Source organism: Thauera mechernichensis, assembly GCF_029588855.1.
Taxonomy (GTDB): domain Bacteria; phylum Pseudomonadota; class Gammaproteobacteria; order Burkholderiales; family Rhodocyclaceae; genus Thauera; species Thauera mechernichensis.
The window spans coordinates 198233-216189 of record NZ_JARQZE010000001.1 but is presented as its reverse complement, the minus strand read 5'-3'; the positions used below and the strand labels follow the sequence as shown (position 1 = coordinate 216189).

Below are 17957 nucleotides of genomic sequence, written 5' to 3'. Positions count from 1 at the left end.
GGGCTCATGCTTCCACCTCGGCGTTCTCGATTGCGGGGCGTTCCTCGGCGCGCGCCGGGCGGATCTGTCCGCGCTCCTCGACGAAGACGATGCGCTGATCGGCACGCGGATCGTTGACGAAGGTGCGGAAGCGCTTGCGAACAGCCGGGTCGGTGATCGCCGTCTTCCATTCGCACTGGTAGGTGTCGACCACGTGCTGCATCTGGCGCTCGAGCTCGTCGCCGATGCCCAGCGAGTCGTCGATCAGTACGGCCTTCAGGTAGTCGAGGCCACCCTCCAGGTTGTCGCGCCAGGTACTGGTGCGCTGCAGGCGGTCGGCCGTGCGCACGTAGAACATCAGGAAGCGGTCGATCAGGCGCACCAGGGCGGCCTTGTCGAGGTCGGAGGCGATCAGCTCGGCATGGCGCGGCTTCATGCCGCCGTTGCCGCACACGTAGAGGTTCCAGCCGCGCTCGGTGGCGATGATGCCGACGTCCTTGCCCTGGGCCTCGGCGCATTCGCGCGTGCAGCCCGAGACGCCGAACTTGATCTTGTGCGGTGCGCGCAGTCCCTTGTAGCGGTTCTCCAGTTCGATCGCCAGCCCCACGGAGTCATCCACGCCGTAGCGGCACCAGGTGCTGCCGACGCAGCTTTTCACCGTGCGCAGCGACTTGCCGTAGGCATGGCCGGACTCGAAGCCGGCGGCGATCAGTTCTTCCCAGATCGCCGGCAGCTGCTCGACGCGGGCGCCGAACAGATCCACCCGCTGGCCGCCGGTGATCTTGGTGTACAGGCCGTACTTCTTCGCCACCTGGCCGACTGCGATCAGCCCCTCCGGCGTGACCTCGCCACCGGGCATGCGCGGCACCACCGAATAGGTACCGTCCTTCTGGATGTTGCCGAGGAAGTAGTCGTTGCTGTCCTGCAGGCTGGCAAGCTCGCCCTTGAGCACGAAGTCGTTCCAGCACGAGGCGAAGATCGACGCCGCCGTCGGTTTGCAGATGTCGCAGCCCAGGCCCTGGCCGTGGCGCGCGAGCAGGTCCTCGAAACTCCTGATTTCGCCGACGCGGATCAGGTGGTAGAGCTCCTGGCGCGAGTAGGGGAAGTGCTCGCACAGGTGGTTGTTCACCGACAGGCCGAGGCGGGCCATCTCGGCCTTCATGACCTGGGTGACCAGTGGCACGCAGCCACCACAGGTGGCGCCGGCCTTGGTGCAGGCCTTGATCTCGCCGATGGTGGTTGCGCCTTCGCCGACCGCCGCGCAGATCTGGCCCTTGCTCACGTTGTTGCAGGAGCAGATCTGCGCGCTGTCGGGCAGGGCGTCGGCGCCGAGACCGGGTTTGGCCTTGCCGTCGCTGGCGGGCAGGATCAGAAACTCGGGGTCGGCCGGCAGCGCGATGCTGTTCAGTGCCATCTGCAGCAAGGTGCCGTACTCGTCGGCGTTGCCGACCAGCACTGCGCCGAGCAGGTGCTTGCCGTCGGCGCTGACGACGATCTTCTTGTAGACCTGCTTGCATTCGTCGGCGTAACGGAAGCTGCGGCAGCCCGGCGTCCTGCCGTGGGCGTCGCCGATGCTGGCCACATCCACGCCCATCAGCTTGAGCTTGGTGCTCATGTCCGCACCGCCGAAGGCGGCCTGGGCGTCACCTGCCAGCTGGCGGGCGGCGATGCGCGCCATCTCGTAGCCCGGGGCCACCAGGCCGAAGGTCTGGTCGCGCCAGGCCGCGCACTCGCCGATGGCGAGGATCGCCGCATCGCTGGTGCGGCAGTGGTCGTCGATCGCGATGCCGCCACGGGCGCCGACGGCCAGTGCGTTCTGGCGCGCGAGCTCGTCGCGCGGACGGATGCCGGCGGAGAACACGATCATGTCGGTCTCCAGGTGGGTACCGTCGGCAAACACCATGCGGTGGCGGGCGCTGCGGCCGTCGGTGATCTCGACCGTGTTGCGCTCGGTGTGCACCTGCACGCCCAGGGCCTCGATCTTGTTGCGCAGGATGCGGCCGCCTTCGTCGTCCACCTGCACCGCCATCAGGCGGGGCGCGAATTCGACGACGTGGGTCTCGAGGCCGAGGTCGCGCAGCGCCTTGGCGCACTCCAGGCCGAGCAGGCCGCCGCCCACCACGACGCCCTTGCGCGAGATCGCGCCAGCCGCCTTCATCGCCTCGAGGTCCTCGATGGTGCGATAGACGAAGCACTGGTCGCGCTCGCTGCCCTTGACCGGTGGCACGAAGGGATAGGACCCCGTGGCCAGCACCAGCTTGTCGTAGGGCAGGGTGACGCCGTCCTGCGTCGTCACCGTGCGTGCGCGGCGGTCGATCGCCGCCGCGCGGCTGCCCAGCCGAAGCGTGAAGCCTGCCTCGGCGAAGAAGCCGGGGGCGACCAGCGAGAGGTCTTCCGCCGTCTTGCCGGCGAAGAATTCGGAGAGGTGCACACGGTCGTAGGCGACCCGCGGCTCCTCGCACAGTACGGTGACTTCCGCACCGGGGATCTGCAGTTGCCGGAGTTCCTCGAGGAACTTGTGGCCGACCATGCCATGGCCAACGAGAACGATCTTCATGCTGGTATCACTCATTCGGCCCCGCGTTGGGCCTGGCGATACCTGGGCACGGGGTGAGTCCGGCTCAAGCATGACGGCCTCCGCGGGACGCGGTTCGACATCGGATGGAAATGGCCGACGACATACGTATTCGTATCCGCCGGCCCCCACCTGCGTTGGCGGAGGCAAGCCCTGTTCGCATCCTTGCGTGCTGGGCTGGTTTGCATTAAGCACGGACCGTGCCATGCACTTCAACGCCTTGAAAGCCCCGGATTGACTGGATCTGCCGCGATGGCAGATGCGCCGGGCGCACTGTGTTGGTGCGCCTGTCACCAAGCTGGTGCACCGTGCCGGGCGGCGAAGGGGGGAGTGAAGGGTGGAGTGAAGGGGCAGGCTCAATACCGCGGCACGAGCCAGCGCACAGGTGTCGCGAGATGGCGGGCATGTGGCTAGAATCTGGCCCTCTCGACTTCGAGGTGCCCGCGCTTTGCGCGGGAGAATCGGGAAGGCGGTGCCAATCCGCCGCGCGCCCAGCGCCGTGAAGGGGATTGTCCGGGCAAGGTTCGCCCAGCCACTGGTCGTCAGGATCGGGAAGGCGTCCGGACGAGATGATCCGCAGCCGGAAGACCGGCCTCGAAGTGTTTCCTGCAGCCGTCTGGTCGGCGGCTGCCCACTGCTCGTCGACAAGGGGACTACTTCATGAGCAGCCAGACCCAGGTGCATTGCGCACCGCCGCAGGACACCCGTTTCCAGGCCAACCCTCGGTTCAGCAGCGCCGAGCGCGACGCGGTGTATCGCGCCATCCACACCCGCCGTGACGTACGCGGCGAGTTCCTCCCTGACCCGATCCCGGACGATGTGCTGGCGCGCGTGCTCACGGCCGCCCATCACGCGCCCTCGGTGGGCTTCATGCAGCCGTGGGATTTCATCGTCGTGCGCGCGCGCGCGGTGCGCGCGAAGATCCATGCCGATTTCCTCGCCGCCCATGCCGAGGCCGAGCAGATGTTCGAGGAGGGCAAGCGCGCCACCTACCGCAATCTCAAGCTCGAGGGCATCCTCGAGTCGCCGGTCAATATCTGCATCACCTGCGATCGCAGCCGTCACGGCCCGGTGGTGATCGGCCGCACCCACATCGGCGCCATGGACGTCTACAGCGCCGTGTGTGCAGTGCAGAACCTGTGGCTCGCGGCACGGGCCGAGAACCTCGGCGTAGGCTGGGTGAGCATCCTGCACCCGCCGGCGCTGCGTGAGGCACTCGGCATTCCGCCCGAGATCGTGCCCATCGCCTACCTGTGCATCGGCTACGTCCGCGACTTCCATGCCCGCCCCGAACTGGAGGCGGCCGGCTGGCTCAGGCGCGTGCCCTTGCCCGAACTGCTGCATTTCGATGGCTGGCAGGGCAGGGCAGATGCCGCGGGTGAGCGCTTGGTCGAGGCGATTGACCAGGTCGTGCCGATTCTGCGTTGATCTGCATCAAAACCGGCGCCAGTGGCGGAAGAATCATGATATTCGCCAGTTCGCGCTGGTGATCGCGTCGATGGCGGGGTCGCGATCCTGCGGATCCCGCCGGCTGCTGTCACCGGGATGATGGCCCCTGAGCCGGCAAACAAGCCGGTTCAGCCACCATCATTCAAGAGGAGACACATCATGCAGTGGACCGACCCCGCTTATTGCGACATCCGTCTCGGCTTCGAAGTCACCGCCTACGTCTACGTACGCTGAAAGTCCGGCCGCCCGGCCTGCCTGCGGGCGGCCGGCCGGCGCCTGCCCGGAGCGGATGCCCGCATGAACGACTCAGCCGTCAGCCCGCCTGCCGCGGGCGAGCGCTACGCGCTCAACCCGATGTATCTCTTCCGCTGGGAGCCCACTCAGGACGCCCATGTCCTGCTCTACCCGGAAGGCATCGTCAAGCTCAACCAGACCGCCGGCGACATCATCGAGCGCTGCGACGGCAAACACACCGTCGCCGAAGTCGTCGCCGAGCTGCAGCAGCGCTACCCGGGCGACGAGGAACGCGTGGCCGAGGGCGTCTACAAATTCCTGGAGGTGTTCCGTGCCAAAGGATGGATCCGTCGTCAGGCTTGATGGGCAGGGCAAGCCCCTGTGGCTGGTGCTCGAGCTCACCTACCGCTGTCCGCTGAAGTGTCCGTGGTGCAGCAATCCGGTCGATTACGCCCGCGACGAGACCGCAGAGCTGTCCACCGCCGAGTGGAAGCGCGTGCTGCGCGAAGGCCGCGAACTGGGCGCGCTGCAGCTCGGTTTTACCGGTGGCGAGCCCCTGCTGCGCGACGACCTCGAGGAACTGGTCGCCGATGCGCGCGCACTGGGCTACTACACCAACCTGATCACCTCGGGTGTCGGCCTGAGCGAGGCGCGCCTCAGCGCGCTCAAGGCCGCCGGCCTCAACCAGATCCAGCTTTCGCTGCAGTCGAGCGAGCGCGAACTCACCGACACCCTGGTTGGTGCGCGGGCGCACGACCTCAAGGTGAAGGTCGCGCACATGATCAAGGCGCATGGCTTCCCGATGGTGCTCAATGTGCCGGTGTTCCGCCAGAACATCGGCCAGGTTGAGGACATCCTGCGCCTGGCCGAGGAAATCGGCGTCGATTACCTCGAGTTTGCCAACATCCAGTACTACAACTGGGCGATGGTCAATCGCGACGAACTGCTGCCGACGCGCGAGCAACTGCAGGCCGCCGAACGTGCGGTCCAGGCCGCGCGCGAACGTCTTGGCGACCGCATGACGATCTACTTCGTCATCCCCGACTATTACGAGGGCCGCCCCAAGGCGTGCATGAACGGCTGGGGCTCGATCCACCTCACCATTGCGCCCGACGGTGTTGCCATGCCCTGCCAGGAGGCGCGCGTCATCGAGGGGCTGGAATTTCCCAGCATCCGCGACAAGAGCCTGGCGTGGCTGTGGAACGAGTCGCCGACCTTCCGGAAATTTCGCGGCGACGAGTGGATGAGCACGACCTGCCGCAGCTGCGACGAGAAGGAGAAGGACTTCGGCGGCTGCCGCTGCCAGGCCTTCCTGCTCACCGGCGACGCAGCAAACACCGACCCCGCCTGTTCGCGCTCGCCGCACCACCACCTGATTGCCGAGGCGATCGCCAAGGCGCACGCACCCGGGCGCAGGATCCAGCCGCTCGTGCTGCGCAACGATCGCAACTCGCGCCTGCTCGGCGAAGGCGGCGGCACGGGCGGAGGTTGTGGCGCTGCCGGGCGCGCGGACCTTGCCGTTGCCGTCGTGGAGCCGTCCGATGTCTGACCTGCTGCTGCGTGTGTTTGACTCCTCGGTGGTGACGGTGGCGTATGGCGTCGTGCTCACTGCAGTGCTGACGCTACTGCTGCGCGTGTCGGGCTAGGCGGATGACGATGGAGATCCTGTTCGAGACGGTGGCGCGCTGGCTGCATGTGCTTGGCGCACTGGTGTGGGTCGGACACAACTACGCCACCGCGGTCACGCGCGCGCGCTACGTCCCGCTCACCGCCGCCGACCTGTCCGACCCGGACAGCCCGCGCCAGCGTGCGCTCATGCAGCGCGAGCACGGCACCTTCCGCCATGGCTCGCTGGTGGTGCTGGGAACCGGCCTGGCGATCCTGTGGGAGCGCGGCTGGTTGTTCGATGCACTCAGCCTGCAGGGCAGCCTGGCGCCGCTCGGGCTGGGCGTCTGGCTGGGGGTGATCATGGTGTGCAACCTGTGGTTCGTCTTGTGGCCGCACCAGAAGCGCGTACTCGGCTTCGTCCCCGCGCCGCTGGACGAGCGCTTGCGCTGCTCCCGCGTCACCTTCCTGTCGGCACGGGTCAACACCATGCTGTCGATCCCGGTGGTCTTCCTGATGGGGGCTGGAACGCATGGGATCGCGCTCTTCTCCTGACCCGCAGCTGTCGACATCAGCGTCCGGGCGCGTCCCCACCGGCCTTGCGGCCTGGCGTACGCGGCCCGGGTTCAGCTTTTCCGCGGCGGCGGGATCGCTGCCCACGGCGGTTGCGGACGAGGTGGCCGAGGCCTGCCGGCCGGGGCCGGGATCGATCCTGAGCCTGCCCTTCACCACATCGGCCTATCGCAGCCTGCAGGCCGAGACCGAAGCATGCCTGCGCCGGCTGCTGGCGATCCCGGATGAGTTCGTGGTCCTGTTCATGGCGGGCGGTGCGAGCACGCAGTTCGCCCTGGTGCCCATGAACCTGTACGGCGCAGACACTGGAGCGCGGGCAGTCTATATCGACAGTGGGCACTGGTCGCGGCGGGCCATTGCCGAGGCGCGGCGCCACTGCCCGGTGCATGTGTGCGCGTTGGCGGCGCTGACGGCGGCGTGGGGGTGCGGTGGCGTGCCTGAGACTGCAGCTGCGCAGGCGCGTGTCGGCATGTCCGTTCTGGAGGACGCGGTTGGCTACCGCCCCGCCTACGTCCATGTCACGCCCAACGAGACTGCCGACGGCCTGCAGTTCGCCCGGCTCCCGGTTACGCAGGCGCCGCTGGTGGCCGATCTCACGTCCGAACTGCTCACCCGCGCGATCGACTGGCAGCGGCTCGACGTCGGCTATGCAGGAACGCAGAAGACGATCGGCACACCGGGGCTCACCCTGGTGATCATCCGCCGTTCCCTGCTCGGACATGCCCGAGCAGGTACGCCGCGGGTCATGGACTACGGCGCCCAGGCCGAGGCGGAGTCCCGCCTGTGTACGCCGCCGGTGCTGCCGGTCTTCGTCGCCCACCGCATGTTGCACTGGATCGAGGCGGCCGGCGGCGTGGCGGCCATGGCGGTCCGGCTCGCGCACCGCCATGCCTTGGTGACCGCGGCCATGGCCGCCGGTGAGGATGTCGGTCTCTATCGCTGGAGCGCGCCCAGCGCCTGGCGCTCGCAGGTCAATCCCTGCTTCCAGCTGCCCGACGAGGAGACCGCCCGGCGCTTCTTCGCGGCTGCGGACGCGACGGATTTGCACGACCTGGGTGGCCATCCCGAACGCGGCGGTGTACGCCTGAGCCTCTATAACGGACTCGCCGACGACGCGGTGGCGGCGCTCGCAGGCCTGCTGAGCGGCTTCGCCTGCAGCGAGGCTGGCCGGTGCCACCAGGCACCTTGAGTGACGCGTGGATGACGCTTCCGGCCCTGAGTCCACGCGCTTTGCGCACACGCTGGTCGCTACTGCGGCTGGCGCGTCATGGGGTTGAGTCGGCCGAGTTGGTTGCGCGCGCCGACGGCGTCGTGCATGGCCGAGGCATGACTGCGTCCGTGGTCGAGGTGATGGGGTTGCGGTTCGGTTCGCCGCTGCTGCTCGCGGCCGGCTTCGACCGCCATGGCGTGCTGCTGGAGAATGCGTCGCGACTCGGTCTGGGCGCCGTCGAAACGGGGAGCCTGCGGACATCGTCAGCCTGTCCGTCGCCCCGTGTGCGGGTGGCTGCGGCGCGCCGGCATGTGGCAGCAGGCGGCGGCCGGATGGGTGTCTGCCTGCATGGTCTGAGTCTGCTCGTACCGCGTCTTGAAGGGAGGGGCGACACCAGGCGCGGAGGGTGCGCGCTGGAACGGCTGCAAGCCCTTTTTGCAGCCTGCCATGCCACGGCCGACTATGTCGTGCTGAACCCGGGGCGCAGTGGCGCCACCCCAGCCCAGTGCGTCGAGTTGCTGGCTGCACTGGCCGAGGTGCGCGACCGCCTGGCGCGTCCCATCCGCCTCGCCCTCGTGGCCAAGCTGCCTGCGCCCTGGCTGGCTGCTGCGGGGGGCGTGCGCTGGGCACACCAATTGATCGACGCGGGTGCGGATGGCCTTCTGCTGTCGGCTGAAGGGGATTCGATGCCAGCGGCGCTTCGCATCGCCAGGGTCGCTGCGGAAGTGGGCGAGCGCACGGCCCTGATCAGCGTGGGGGGTATCGGCTCTGTGCGCGAGGCGGCTGCGCGTCTGGCTGCGGGAGCCGACCTGGTGCAGGTGCATCGCGCCCTGATCGCTGCGCCGCGACGTGCGCTGTCCCTGAGCCTGGGCATCGCCGGGCTGGGTGTGCGGCGGGGGCGTTGGCAGGGCGCCTGTACGGGGTCTTGCGCGCAAGGCTGAGGTCGGCGGCGGCTGTCGCGTGCGGGTATGGCCGGGCGTGACGCGTGCATTGCACGGTTGTTGCTTGTAGTCTCTCCGCCTTCTGGCCTGCCAACAGCCCTTTGCTGGAACCGCTCATGAACTCGACGCTTGCCTTCCTCGCCGCTGCCCGACAGTGCGAGATCCACGACCTCGAACACCTTGCCCGCAGTTGCGACCTCGTCCAGGCCGTGAGCGAACTCGTGCATCGGCTGCAGGGCGAGCGTGGCGCTTCCAACCTGTTCCTGGCTTCCGGTGGCGAGGTGTTCGTCTCCCAGCGCGAAGCCTGCGTTGCCCTCAGCGCCCAAGCAGAGGCCGCACTGCGCAGCTGGCTCGCTCAGGTCGAGGGCGGACAGGATGCGCCCATCGTGGCAGTGCCCGGTGGTGCAAGGCTGTTCACGCGGATTGCGGTGGCGCTGCATGCGCTCGACGGCTTGGCCGAACTGCGTGCAGAGGTCGCTGCCCGGCGCTGCAAGGCCGCAGATGCCACGCTGCGTTTCAACCGCATGGTTGCAGCCTTGCTGGCGCTCGTGTTCGAGGCGGCCGATGTCGCGGCCGATCCGGCAGTGTCACGCTTGCTGGTGGCGCTGTTCAACCTCATGCAAGGCAAGGAGCATGCAGGTCAGGAGCGTGCGGCCGGCGCCGCGGCGTTCGCGGCGGGTGCGGCGGCTGCGAGCACGGCGGCCGCTGGCGGCCAGGACCTGCTCCACCTGATCGATGCCCAGGAGGCCTGCCTCGAGCGCTTCGAGGCCTTCTGTCCGACTGAACTGCTCGGCACCTGGGCTCAGGCCAAGGCCGCGATGCCGATGGGCGAACTCGAACGCATGCGGCGCAGGTTGCTGGCTGCCGCCCAGGGCGCGATGCTCGATCCCGCGCAGGCACAGGCCTGGTTCGCCTGCTGCTCGCAGCGCCTGGAGCTGATTCGTGACACCGAGGCGGCGCTTGCGCAGGGCTTGCGCGCCGCCTGCCTGCAGCGCATCGCCGCCTTGCAGGCCGATCCGGACGATCCGCAAAGCCTGTTGCGCGCACTCGCAGCACAGCCCGAGCCGGTGTCGCCGAGCGGTGTGCTGCCCACGGAGGATGGGGTGGAGGCCCTCGGGCCGCGCCTGCGGCGTTCGATTGTAGATGCCTTGCATGCGCAGGCGCAGCGTCTGCAAGCGATGAACGACGAGCTGGCTGCGGTACGCACTGCGCTCGACGAGCGCAAGCTCATCGAGCGCGCCAAGGGGGAGCTGATGCGGCACCAGGGCCTGGCCGAGGATGAGGCCTATCGCCTGCTGCGCCGGACCGCGATGAACCAGGGGCGGCGTCTGGTGGATGTGGCCCAGGCCGTGCTGGCGATGTCCGACCTGCTTCCGCCGCGTAGCTGAACCTGCGTGTTGCGTAAGGCGTCCGGCCTGCGGGGGTACTCGTGGTGCGCAACGCACTGCGGCTGTGCGCCATGTCCATCTGTTGCACTGCAGCAGTGCGTGGATGTATGACTCGGCACTCCATTAGTCTTGCTTCAAGTCCATGATTTAAAAAAGATAGGGGCCTTATTCCAGAGCTGGCACGAGTCCTGCAATAGCTTGATCGAGGCGAAACCAAAGGCGGTTCGAGACTCAAGGCGCAGCCCGGCGGCTGTCGCATCCCGGACAAAGGCGTCCATCCATTGCCAATACCAATTGGGCAGGGATGGGCGCCTTGTTGCTTTCAGTGGTTCATAGTCAGGAGTCGATCATGGGCAGCAAGACAATCAAGCAGGCAGCGGTCAGTCGTCGTCACTTCATCCGCGGTGCCATGGCGCTCGGCGGCGCAGCGATGATGGGCGGACTGTGGACAGGTACGGCGCGGGCTGCGGGGGGCGCGCTCGAGACAAAGAAGGCCAAGCTCGGCTTCATCGCGCTCACCGACGCCGCGCCGCTCTTCGTCGCCGACGAGAAGGGCTTCTTCGCCAAGCACGGCATGACCGAGGTCGAGGTGCTCAAGCAGTCGTCCTGGGGCACCACGCGCGACAACCTGGTGCTGGGCTCGCAGCGCAACGGCATCGACGGCGCCCACATCCTCACCCCCATGCCCTACCTGATCAGCAGCGGGGCGATGACGGCCAACAACGTGCAGGTGCCGATGTACATCCTTGCCCGCCTGAACCTGGCCGGGCAGTGCATCTCGGTGGGCAACGAGTACAAGGATCTCAAGGTCGGCACCGACACCACCGTGTTCAAGGACGCGCTCGCCGCCAAGCGCGCCAGCGGCAAGGCGGTCAATGCGGCGATGACCTTCCCCGGCGGCACCCACGACATGTGGATCCGCTACTGGCTGGCCGCCGGCGGCATCGACCCCACGCGCGACATCTCGACCATCGTCGTGCCGCCGGCGCAGATGGTGGCCAACATGAAGGTCGGCAGCATGGACACCTTCTGCGTGTGCGAGCCGTGGAACCGCCAGCTCATCAACCAGGGCATCGGCTACACCGCCAACACCACCGGCGAGTTGTGGCACAACCACCCCGAGAAGGCCTTCGCCATGCGCGCCGATTATGTCGACGCACATCCGAACTCGACCAAGGCGCTGATCAAGGCGGTGATGGAGGCGCAGATGTTCTGCGAAGACCCGGCCAACCGTGAGGAAGTGGCGCGCATCTGTGCCAAGCGGCGCTGGATCAACGCCCCCTTCGAGGACATCGTCGACCGCATGCGCGGCGACTTCGATTACGGCACCGGTCGCGTGGTCGAGAACAGCCCGCAGCAGATGCGTTACTGGAAGGACCAGGCCTCCTACCCCTTCCAGAGCCACGACCTGTGGTTCCTCACCGAGAACATCCGCTGGGGCTACCTGCCGCGCGACTTCGACATGAAGGCCTGGGTGGGCAAGGTGAACCGCGAGGACCTGTGGCGCCAGGCCGCGCAGGAGCTGGGCGTGGCGGCGAGCGACATTCCGGCATCGACCTCGCGCGGGCTGGAAACCTTCTTCGACGGCAAGGTGTTCGACCCCGAGAACCCGATGGCCTACCTCGACAGCCTCGCCATCAAGACCGTGCGCAGCTGAGACCGAACCGACCGGGCCTGGACACAGGCCTGACATCCACAGGAGCCCGTCATGGACAACACCCATTCCATCGCCGCCCCGGCGCAGGCCAGCGCGCCGCCCTCCATGCTGCGCGTGCGCGCCGGTGCGGCCTACAGCCACTTCATGAACCACGTCCTGCCACCGCTGGTCGTCATCGGCCTGCTGTGCGCGGTGTGGGAGCTGCTGTGCTCGCGTCCCGGCGCGGCGCTGCCTGCACCCAGCCAGGTGGTCAACGAGACCTGGGAACTCATCACCCAGCCCTTTTTCGACAACGGCGGCAATGATGTCGGCCTGGCCTGGCAGATCCTCGCCAGCCTCGAGCGCGTGGCCTATGGCTACCTGCTGGCGGTGGTGGCCGGGGTGAGTCTTGGCGTGCTGGTGGGGCAATCGACCTGGGCGCTGCGCGGGCTCGATCCGCTGTTCCAGGTGCTGCGCACGGTGCCGCCGCTGGCCTGGCTGCCGATCTCGCTGGCCGGCTTCCAGGACAGCAACCCGTCGGCCATCTTCGTGATCTTCATCACCGCGATCTGGCCGATCATCATCAACACCTCGGTGGGCATCAGGAACATCCCCGAGGACTACCGCAACGTCGCCCGCGTCATCCGCCTCAATGGCGTCGAGTACTTCTGGAAGATCATGCTGCCGGCGGCCGCGCCCTACATCTTTTCCGGGCTGCGCATCGGGGTCGGCCTGTCCTGGCTGGCGATCATCGCCGCCGAGATGCTGATCGGCGGCGTGGGCATCGGCTTCTTCATCTGGGATGCGTGGAACTCGTCGCTGGTCAGCGACATCATCCTCGCCCTCGTCTATGTCGGCATCGTCGGCTTCCTGCTCGACCGCATGGTCGCCTGGGTCGGCAAGCGCGTCACCCGTGGCACCAGTCCCGCTTAAGGAGCCTATGATCATGAGCCAGCCCTATCTCAGCATCTCCCGCGTCGACATGGACTTCAGCCGTGGCGGCGTCACCAACCCTGTCCTCCGGGACGTCAATCTCGACGTCCAGCGCGGCGAATACATTTCGCTGATCGGCCATTCCGGCTGCGGCAAGTCGACCGTGCTCAACATCGTCGCCGGCCTGCTGCGCGCCACCTCGGGCGGCGTCATCGTCGATGGCCGCGAGGTCAACTCGCCGGGGCCGGACCGCGCCCTGGTGTTCCAGAACCACTCGCTGCTGCCCTGGCTGACGGTGTATCAGAACGTCGAGATCGCGGTGCAGAAGATCTTCAAGGGCAAGCGCAGCGCGGCCGAGCAGCGCGACTGGATCCTGCACAACCTCGACATGGTGAGCATGAGCCACGCGCTCGACCGCCTGCCCGCGGAGATCTCCGGCGGCATGAAGCAGCGCGTGGGCATTGCCCGTGCGCTGGCGATGGAGCCCAAGGTGCTGCTGCTGGACGAACCTTTCGGCGCGCTTGATGCCCTCACCCGTGCCCACCTCCAGGACGAAGTCATGCGCATTCAGTCCGAGCTGCAGAACACGGTGATGATGATCACCCACGATGTGGACGAGGCGGTGCTGCTGTCCGACCGTATCGTGATGATGACCAACGGCCCCTCGGCCACCATCGGGCAGGTGCTCGACATCGACCTGCCGCGCCCGCGCGACCGCCTGGCGCTTGCCGATGATCCACGCTACACCCACTACCGCCACGAGGTGCTGAGCTTCCTCTACGAGAAGCAGCGCAAGGTCGAGCCCATTGCCAACGCCCGTGCGCGCGGGGCGGCGGGCACCCGCGAGGCGGCGGCCCTGCGGGCCTGAGCGGAGCAAGGCCATGGAGAAGATCAAGCTTGTCCTGGTTGGGAACGGCATGGCCGGGGTGCGCACGCTCGAGGAGTTGCTCAAGCTCGCCCCCGAGCTCTATGACATCACGGTGTTTGGCGCCGAGCCGCAGGGCAATTACAACCGCATCCTGTTGTCACCGGTGCTTGCAGGTGAGATGGACCTGCCCGAGATCATGCTCAACGACCTCGACTGGTACCGCGACCGGGGCGTGACGCTGCATGCGGGCAAGCGGGTGGTGAAGATCGACCGCGTCGGGCGCAAGGTGGTCGCCGAGGACGGCACCGAGGCGCGCTACGACCGCCTGCTGCTGGCCACCGGCTCGACGCCCTTCATTCCGCCGATTCCGGGCAGCGCGCTGCCGGGGGTGCTCGGCTACCGCGACATCGCCGATACCGAGGCGATGATCGCGGCGGCCGGCCGCTACCGCCATGCGGTGGTGATCGGTGCCGGCGTGCTTGGCCTCGAGGCCGCCAACGGCCTGATGCGGCGCGGCATGGCGGTGACCGTCGTGCACAAGGGCGACTGGATCATGGAGCGCCAACTCGACAAGGCCGCTGCCGACATGCTCCAGGCCGAGCTCGAGGCCCGCGGCATGAAGTTCCTGCTCGCATGCCAGACCGAGGCGCTGTTGCCTGCCGCCCAGGATGGCGGCGAGCGGGGGCGTGTCGGCGCGCTACGCCTTGCCGACGGGGCGGAGATCCCAGCCGACCTGGTCGTGATCGCAGCCGGCATCCGCCCCAATGTCGCGCTCGCCGAAGCTGCCGGCCTGTACTGCGGCAGCGGTCCGGTGCGTGGTATCCACGTGTCGGACACCTTGCAGACCGTCACCGACCCGCGCATCTACGCGGTGGGCGAGTGTGTCGCCCATCGTGGCGTGGCCTATGGCCTGGTTGCACCGCTGTTCGAGCAGGCTCGGGTGTGTGCCAGCCACCTCGCCAATGTGGGTGTCGGCCGTTACACCGGCTCGGTGACCTCCACCAAGCTCAAGGTGACCGGTATCGATGTGTTCTCCGCGGGCGACTTCAGCGGCGGCGAAGGGACCGAGGAGATCGTGCTGCGCGATCGCCAGGGGGGTGTCTACAAGCGAGTCGTGCTTCGCAACGACCGTATTGTCGGTTCGGTGCTGTATGGCGATACGGCGGATGGCGCCTGGCACTTCCAGCTCATGAAGGATGGTGAGGACGTCAGTGCGTTCCGCGATCATCTGCTGTTCGGACGTCCTGTTGCCGCTGCTATGGCGTAGCCCGGACCGCGGCGAATGCACCGTTGTTGTGCGCGATGACGCTTGGCGATGCCCCGAAGTCGTGCGCAAGCCGTGGTCAATGAAACCGTCAAGCTATTGAAAAGCATCTGTTTTATATTTGGCACGATGCTTGCTTTATGTGTTTGAAACAGCGTCTGGCCCGCCATCGAGGGCGGGCCTTCGGGCAACGGAGTCATGCGCTGGGGTTTATTGCGCCAAAGCGGCGCGTGATCAAGAACTCTGGAGCCCGAAATGGATAAGAAGTCCTTCCTGCAGGCCGGCCATACGCCGACCCTCATTGCCGCATTCCTGTACTTCGACCTCGCCTTCATGGTGTGGGTGTTGCTTGGCCCGCTGGCGGTGGGCATCTCGGCTGACCTTGGTTTGTCCCACTCCGAGAAGGGCCTGATGGTGGCGACGCCGGTGCTGGCCGGGGCGCTGCTGCGCATCGTCATGGGCGTGGCGGTTGATCGCCTGTCGCCGAAGAAGGCGGCGATCATCGGCCAGATCATCGTCATCGCCGCGCTTGCCTATGCCTGGGTCGCAGGCGTTCATTCCTTTGCCGAGGTGCTGGTGCTGGGCATCTTCCTCGGCGTCGCCGGAGCATCGTTTGCTGCCGCGCTGCCGCTGGCTTCGCGCTGGTATCCGCCCGAGCACCAGGGCACGGCGATGGGCATCGCCGGGGCGGGCAACTCCGGCACCGCCTTTGCTGCGCTGTTCGCCCCCGGCCTGGCGATGGCCTTCGGCTGGCACAACGTCTTCGGCATTGCGCTGATCCCGCTTGTGATCGTGCTCGTCGCCTTCTGCTTCATGGCCAAGGACGCGCCGGACGCGCCGCCGCCCAAGACCTTCGCCGAGTACCTGAAGGTGCTCAAGGACAAGGATGCGTGGTGGTTCATGTTCTTCTATGCCGTCACTTTCGGTGGTTTTGTCGGCCTCGCGTCCTCGCTGGTGATCTACTTCAATACCCAGTATGGGCTGGACCCGAAGATGGCGGGCTTCTTCACCGCAGGCTGCGTGTTTGCCGGTTCGCTGGTGCGACCGATTGGCGGCAACGTGGCGGATCGCATCGGCGGGGTCAAGTCGCTCAGCGTGATGTACGTGTTTGCGGCGGTCTTCCTTGCCATCGTCAGCATCGGCCTGCCCGAGGCATGGATGGCGCTGGTGGTGTTCGTGTGTGCGATGCTGGCGCTGGGCATGGGCAACGGTGCGGTGTTCCAGCTCGTGCCGCAGCGCTTCCGGCGCGAGATCGGCGTCATGACCGGCCTGGTCGGAATGGCGGGCGGTGTCGGCGGCTTCTACCTGGCGTCATCCCTCGGCTACTCGAAGCAGGTCACCGGCAGCTACCAGATCGGTTTCCTGGTGTTCGCCGCGCTTGCCGTGTTCGCACTGATCGGCCTGACTGCAGTGAAGACGCGCTGGCGCACCACCTGGGGTGCAGCGCACCTGACCTCGGCAAAGATCTGAGCCCGGCCCGTCCGCCAGATCCGTAACGGAGGCATCGTGCACACGCTCAATGCAATCACACAACCCGCCGTGGCGGGCAGCGTGTCGCCGCCGGCACGTGCTGCGTCCGCCCTGCGGGTCAGCCTGGGCCACGCCAGCGCGCAGGGGCCGCGCCCGCGCAACGAGGATTTCGTCGGCGCTGCCACGCCCGAAGGCGAGGAGCTCGAGGCCAAGGGCATGCTGCTGGCCGTGGCCGACGGCGTGGGCGGTCATGCCCACGGCCGCGAGGCCGCCGAGCAGACGGTGCGCAGCCTGCTCGCCGACTACTTTTCGACGCCGCAGACCTGGAGCGTCGACAAGTCGGTCGATACCGTGCTCGGTGCGGTCAATCGCTGGCTGCTCGGTCAGTCGGCGAAGGCGCGCGAGTATGCCGGCATGGCAACCACGCTGACGGCGGTGGTGCTGCGCGGTCGGCGTTATCACGTCGCCCACGTGGGCGATTCGCGCGCCTACCGCTGGCGGGCGGGCGAACTGCTGCGCCTGACCGAGGACCACACCTGGGCGCACCCCGAGTTCGACAACGTGCTGCGCCGTGCGATCGGTCTGGAGGCACGCCTGCTGGTCGACCACGACGATGGCGAGCTGGCTGCCGGCGACCGCTTCGTGCTGGCGACAGATGGCGTATGGACCACGCTCGGCGATGCCGGCATCGCCGCCGTACTGCAGGCGCAGCCGGATGCCCAACGGGCTGCCGATGCGCTTGCCCAGGGTGCGCTGCGCCGCGGTGCCACCGACAACGCCACTGCGCTGGTGGCCAATGTCGACGCGCTGCCTGCCGACAACCTGCGCGACCGCCTCGCCGACAGTCACCGCCTGCCCTTGCCGCCGCGGCTCAAGCCAGGGCAGGCGATCGACGGCCTGCGTGTGGAAGAGGTGCTGCACGAATCGCGCGTGACGCTGCTCTACCGGGTCACGCGCTTGAGCAGCGGTGAGGCCCTGGTACTGAAGACGCTGCGCCCGGAGGCGGACGACGACGAGGCGGTGAGCGCGCTGGTGCGCGAGGAGTGGCTGGCCCGCCGTGTCCCGGGCAAGGGCTTTCCGCGCGTGTGCGACCATGCGCGTGCGCACCTGTACTACCTGATGAGCTGGCATGAGGGCGAAACGCTGAAGGCCAGCCTTGCCCGTGGGCACCGCTATGAGGCGCATGAACTGGTCGGCATCGGCCGTGCCTTGCTGCGCAGGTTGGCGGTGCTGCACCGGCTCGGCATCGTGCACCGCGATATCAAACCCGACAATGTCCATATCGACCGCAGTGGCGAGTTGCGCCTGCTCGACCTCGGTGTGGCCGCGACCGACGCCGAGGACCTGGCCGAGATCAACAACCCGGGCACTCCGTCCTACATGGCGCCCGAACTGTTTGCCGGCGCTCAGGCAAGCGAGTCTTCCGATCTCTACGCCTGCGGTGTCACGCTCTACGAGCTGCTGACGCGAAAGTACCCCTACGGTGAGGTGGAGCCTTTCCAGCACCCGCGCTTTGCTGCCCCGGTGCCGCCGACGCGTTACCGCCCCGACACACCCGAGTGGCTCGAGAGCGTCTTGCTGAAGGCCTGCGCGCGCGAGGCGCAGGATCGCTTCGAGACCGCCGAGGAGTTTCTGCTCGCACTCGAACGCGGTGCGAGCCGTCCGCTTGCCACCCGCCGCCGCGTGCCCTTGCTCGAGCGCAACCCGCGCCTGGCGCTGAAGATCGTCGCCGCGCTATCGCTCGCACTCAACGTCGTGCTGCTGTACCTGCTCAGCCGCCACTAGAACACAAGGCTCCATCATGACTTCCGATCTGCCAGCGAACACCACAG

14 protein-coding genes, 1 pseudogene and 1 riboswitch are annotated in these 17957 nt (G+C 67.4%); of the genes and pseudogenes, 14 read left to right on the top strand and 1 reads right to left on the bottom strand.

The features are described 5' to 3' along the window. Positions 1-4 precede the first annotated feature (4 nt). Positions 5-2536: a nitrite reductase large subunit NirB gene (gene nirB / locus P7F68_RS01100; protein WP_277829962.1), complete on the bottom strand. Its 2532-nt coding sequence runs from the start codon at positions 2534-2536 to the stop codon at positions 5-7. Between the two features lie 436 nt (positions 2537-2972). Continuing rightward, positions 2973-3165: riboswitch (cobalamin riboswitch) on the top strand. Positions 3166-3214: 49 nt separating this feature from the next. On the opposite strand from nirB, the gene bluB reads away from it, so the two are divergent. The 14 genes and pseudogenes from bluB to P7F68_RS01035 all read left to right on the top strand — a co-directional run bounded on the left by bluB (position 3215) and on the right by P7F68_RS01035 (position 17910). Continuing rightward, positions 3215-3982, top strand: a complete 768-nt coding sequence (gene bluB / locus P7F68_RS01095; RefSeq protein WP_002943020.1) for a 5,6-dimethylbenzimidazole synthase — start codon at positions 3215-3217, stop codon at positions 3980-3982. A gap of 117 nt (positions 3983-4099) precedes the next feature. Then, positions 4100-4237 (top strand): pyrroloquinoline quinone precursor peptide PqqA, encoded by a 138-nt coding sequence (pqqA, locus tag P7F68_RS19925; protein ID WP_198291826.1) that lies wholly within the window; start codon positions 4100-4102, stop codon positions 4235-4237. Positions 4238-4300: 63 nt separating this feature from the next. Next, positions 4301-4600: a pyrroloquinoline quinone biosynthesis peptide chaperone PqqD gene (gene pqqD, locus P7F68_RS01090; RefSeq protein WP_277829956.1), complete on the top strand. Its 300-nt coding sequence runs from the start codon at positions 4301-4303 to the stop codon at positions 4598-4600. Next, complete coding sequence (gene pqqE / locus P7F68_RS01085; RefSeq protein WP_277829953.1) at positions 4569-5786, top strand: pyrroloquinoline quinone biosynthesis protein PqqE; 1218 nt, start codon at positions 4569-4571, stop codon at positions 5784-5786. Before pqqD ends, pqqE begins: the two co-directional genes overlap by 32 nt. A gap of 101 nt (positions 5787-5887) precedes the next feature. After that, positions 5888-6397, top strand: a complete 510-nt coding sequence (locus P7F68_RS01080; RefSeq protein WP_277829951.1) for a hypothetical protein — start codon at positions 5888-5890, stop codon at positions 6395-6397. Then, entirely contained in the window at positions 6375-7604 is a 1230-nt protein-coding gene (serC, locus tag P7F68_RS01075; protein ID WP_277829949.1) for a 3-phosphoserine/phosphohydroxythreonine transaminase, read from the top strand. Before P7F68_RS01080 ends, serC begins: the two co-directional genes overlap by 23 nt. Positions 7605-7615: 11 nt before the next feature. After that, positions 7616-8566, top strand: coding sequence for a dihydroorotate dehydrogenase (locus P7F68_RS01070; protein ID WP_277829947.1), 951 nt, complete (start codon positions 7616-7618; stop codon positions 8564-8566). Positions 8567-8682: 116 nt separating this feature from the next. After that, on the top strand, positions 8683-9954 hold the full coding sequence (locus P7F68_RS01065) for a nitrate regulatory protein (protein ID WP_277829945.1): 1272 nt from the start codon (positions 8683-8685) through the stop codon (positions 9952-9954). A 349-nt stretch (positions 9955-10303) separates the two neighbouring features. After that, positions 10304-11611 (top strand): CmpA/NrtA family ABC transporter substrate-binding protein, encoded by a 1308-nt coding sequence (locus P7F68_RS01060; protein ID WP_277829943.1) that lies wholly within the window; start codon positions 10304-10306, stop codon positions 11609-11611. Positions 11612-11662: 51 nt separating this feature from the next. Further along, complete coding sequence (ntrB, locus tag P7F68_RS01055) at positions 11663-12523, top strand: nitrate ABC transporter permease (protein ID WP_277829940.1); 861 nt, start codon at positions 11663-11665, stop codon at positions 12521-12523. 7 nt (positions 12524-12530) lie between these two features. Beyond that, on the top strand, positions 12531-13391 hold the full coding sequence (locus P7F68_RS01050) for an ABC transporter ATP-binding protein (protein WP_002943013.1): 861 nt from the start codon (positions 12531-12533) through the stop codon (positions 13389-13391). A 13-nt stretch (positions 13392-13404) separates the two neighbouring features. Further along, positions 13405-14634, top strand: a pseudogene (locus tag P7F68_RS01045) (NAD(P)/FAD-dependent oxidoreductase); the annotation flags it as partial. A 276-nt stretch (positions 14635-14910) separates the two neighbouring features. Then, on the top strand, positions 14911-16125 hold the full coding sequence (locus tag P7F68_RS01040) for a nitrate/nitrite transporter (RefSeq protein ID WP_277829937.1): 1215 nt from the start codon (positions 14911-14913) through the stop codon (positions 16123-16125). Positions 16126-16161: 36 nt separating this feature from the next. Then, complete coding sequence (locus tag P7F68_RS01035) at positions 16162-17910, top strand: bifunctional protein-serine/threonine kinase/phosphatase (protein ID WP_277829935.1); 1749 nt, start codon at positions 16162-16164, stop codon at positions 17908-17910. Positions 17911-17957: the final 47 nt, after the last annotated feature.

Bases quoted from the DNA above. Each gene is read 5' to 3' on its own strand.
- nirB (WP_277829962.1), bottom strand. From the start codon at position 2,536: ATGAAGATCGTTCTCGTTGGCCATGGCATGGTCGGCCACAAGTTCCTC.
- bluB (WP_002943020.1), top strand. From the start codon at position 3,215: ATGAGCAGCCAGACCCAGGTGCATTGCGCACCGCCGCAGGACACCCGT.
- pqqA (WP_198291826.1), top strand. From the start codon at position 4,100: ATGATGGCCCCTGAGCCGGCAAACAAGCCGGTTCAGCCACCATCATTC.
- pqqD (WP_277829956.1), top strand. From the start codon at position 4,301: ATGAACGACTCAGCCGTCAGCCCGCCTGCCGCGGGCGAGCGCTACGCG.
- P7F68_RS01080 (WP_277829951.1), top strand. From the start codon at position 5,888: ATGACGATGGAGATCCTGTTCGAGACGGTGGCGCGCTGGCTGCATGTG.
- serC (WP_277829949.1), top strand. From the start codon at position 6,375: ATGGGATCGCGCTCTTCTCCTGACCCGCAGCTGTCGACATCAGCGTCC.
- P7F68_RS01070 (WP_277829947.1), top strand. From the start codon at position 7,616: ATGACGCTTCCGGCCCTGAGTCCACGCGCTTTGCGCACACGCTGGTCG.
- P7F68_RS01065 (WP_277829945.1), top strand. From the start codon at position 8,683: ATGAACTCGACGCTTGCCTTCCTCGCCGCTGCCCGACAGTGCGAGATC.
- P7F68_RS01060 (WP_277829943.1), top strand. From the start codon at position 10,304: ATGGGCAGCAAGACAATCAAGCAGGCAGCGGTCAGTCGTCGTCACTTC.
- ntrB (WP_277829940.1), top strand. From the start codon at position 11,663: ATGGACAACACCCATTCCATCGCCGCCCCGGCGCAGGCCAGCGCGCCG.
- P7F68_RS01050 (WP_002943013.1), top strand. From the start codon at position 12,531: ATGATCATGAGCCAGCCCTATCTCAGCATCTCCCGCGTCGACATGGAC.
- P7F68_RS01040 (WP_277829937.1), top strand. From the start codon at position 14,911: ATGGATAAGAAGTCCTTCCTGCAGGCCGGCCATACGCCGACCCTCATT.